The sequence below is a fragment of the Hahella sp. CCB-MM4 genome (assembly GCF_002260525.1).
In the GTDB taxonomy this organism is placed as follows: domain Bacteria; phylum Pseudomonadota; class Gammaproteobacteria; order Pseudomonadales; family Oleiphilaceae; genus Hahella.
This window is the reverse complement of the sequence record NZ_MRYI01000047.1, coordinates 1-1,904: the sequence shown is the minus strand read 5'-3', so window position 1 is coordinate 1,904 and position 1,904 is coordinate 1. Positions and strand designations below refer to the sequence as shown.

The following is a 1,904-nucleotide window of genomic DNA, read 5'->3' as shown; positions in this document are numbered from 1 at the left end:
GATGGGCCCAGATGAGGCCCTGCGAGGGGTGTGAGATCCAAAATGGCCGGAAAAACAATCTGTATCTTCGACCATTTTCGTCGAGAGTATCAATTACCTCAGAATTTTGGGGTTATTCAGACTCTCCCTAGGTACTATTCAGGAACATTTAGGGCTCTTATGCACTGCCTGGGGGAATCACCTGTGCTTACGGAAGAATAATATAAATATATTCATATTTCGACAGTCTGGACGCTGGTAATTCTAAATTCGTAACTCTGCATGTCCTCCAAAAGGCGTGATATTCAAAAAACTATTTCCTCATAGCGATGGTTTGGGAAGGGGTACATGAGTTCCTTGAAAAGGAAGCCAAAAGCTTTGGGAATATGCTTGTGAAGCTGAACGGTTCAGAATGAAGTCTTGACGGAGATCTTATGTTTGAAGATATCCATTGGACTCTGGGAGATGCTCCGAAAGAGCAGGGGGTTTACATCATCGCGGTTGAAACACTTGGGATGGTAACAACATCGGCATCATACTGGAATCCGGTTGATGGATGGGCCAGCATATCCCCGGATGATAAAGTAAAAGGGTTTATTCCCTTGGAAGAGGTAACGAACAAACTTCCTTACTTTTGGAAATCAGATGATGAGCCGCCTTTGACGGAAGAGCAAATCAAAAGAGCCAAAGCGCGCGGCATTCGTGTTGATTAACGGACTTTAGAAGGAATGAGAATTAGATAGACCGGTCATACGCACTCGAGCCAACCGCTTAAGTCTGTATTTCCGGCTTTCGAATATAGTTGGCTGGATGCCCCGGTATTTTTAGGGTTTCCAGCAAGCTCCCTCTCAAGTCCATATCCTCAGGGCTAAATATATGATGGGTAAAAAATGAATTCTGAACTTAGGCAGGTAATTTCCGACTTCCAAGACAAAGTGAAGGAAGCCAATGAGCTTCTTAAACATTACCTCGGAACCGATGAACCACATAATTGGAACCGGCCACTAGAGCAAGTTGGGGTTCTTGGCGGCAAGCACAAATATTTTTTCCACGGTGTAGGTTGCAGAGTCCATATTAGTAACAAGGATGTAGTTGATTTTGATTACGGTACCAACGGACGCATTGACGGATTTGATGTGTGGAGACTGTGTACTTTCATCAATACTCGTAGAAAGAAATATCCTCACATACAAGAAAGCGATATTAAGGGATGGTTTCAAGAGGCAATTGAGGCAAACGAAATTAAGAAATTAGACTCGAAAGAATACGGAAATTTATACTATCTCGTACAGGCCCCATAAGAATCTGACATCTGGTTGGCTCTTTGATCTGCAGGTCAACAGCCAACATGGATAAGAGTGCTTTGAGTTCAGCTGTACCAACGTCTTTTGGGTGACGTTTCTTAATGAAATAGAATAGCGCGGAATCCAAAACAAATAGGTCTTCTCGGCCCGGATACTGTATCCCCTAAGACGGATTTCTCTGCGAATAGATTCCAAAAAAGGGCTGGCCATATACTCACACTCCTTGTGATATTTTTCTGTATAAAAACACAGTGTATCGCTAAGGAGTCAAGATACTCGCACGCTTTGCCGTACCGAATGGCTCGGTTTTCCGACGATGGTGTTCTGAAAAGTGCTTCGATTCAATAACTTGGGGTCTGGCTTATTGTGATAACGAGACCCCCAAGAAAGTGTATATGCGCACGCACGGTTTTGAAAATGAGATAGTTTTACTTTTCGGGATTTTTACACTGGAATCAGTGAGCTGGAGGGGGTATCTTCGAAGTCTTGAAATTGAAAAACGCGCATGCGCGATATACAAATAATGATATGGACGCTCCCTTTCTATACTGAACAGGCCGAGAAGCTGGTTAAATCTGGAGGGAGATATTATGAAAGGTATATCCGTTATTGGTATTGATT

The 1,904-nt window shown here is 43.2% G+C and carries 2 protein-coding genes; both read left to right on the top strand.

Features of this window, described 5'->3' with window-relative positions; all coding sequences use genetic code 11:
* The first annotated feature begins 413 nt into the window (after positions 1-413).
* Entirely contained in the window at positions 414-692 is a 279-nt protein-coding gene (locus tag BTA51_RS28795) for a hypothetical protein (RefSeq protein WP_094712531.1), read from the top strand.
* Between the two features lie 177 nt (positions 693-869).
* Complete coding sequence (locus tag BTA51_RS28790) at positions 870-1,280, top strand: hypothetical protein (RefSeq protein WP_094712530.1); 411 nt, start codon at positions 870-872, stop codon at positions 1,278-1,280.
* The last annotated feature ends 624 nt before the right edge of the window (positions 1,281-1,904 follow it).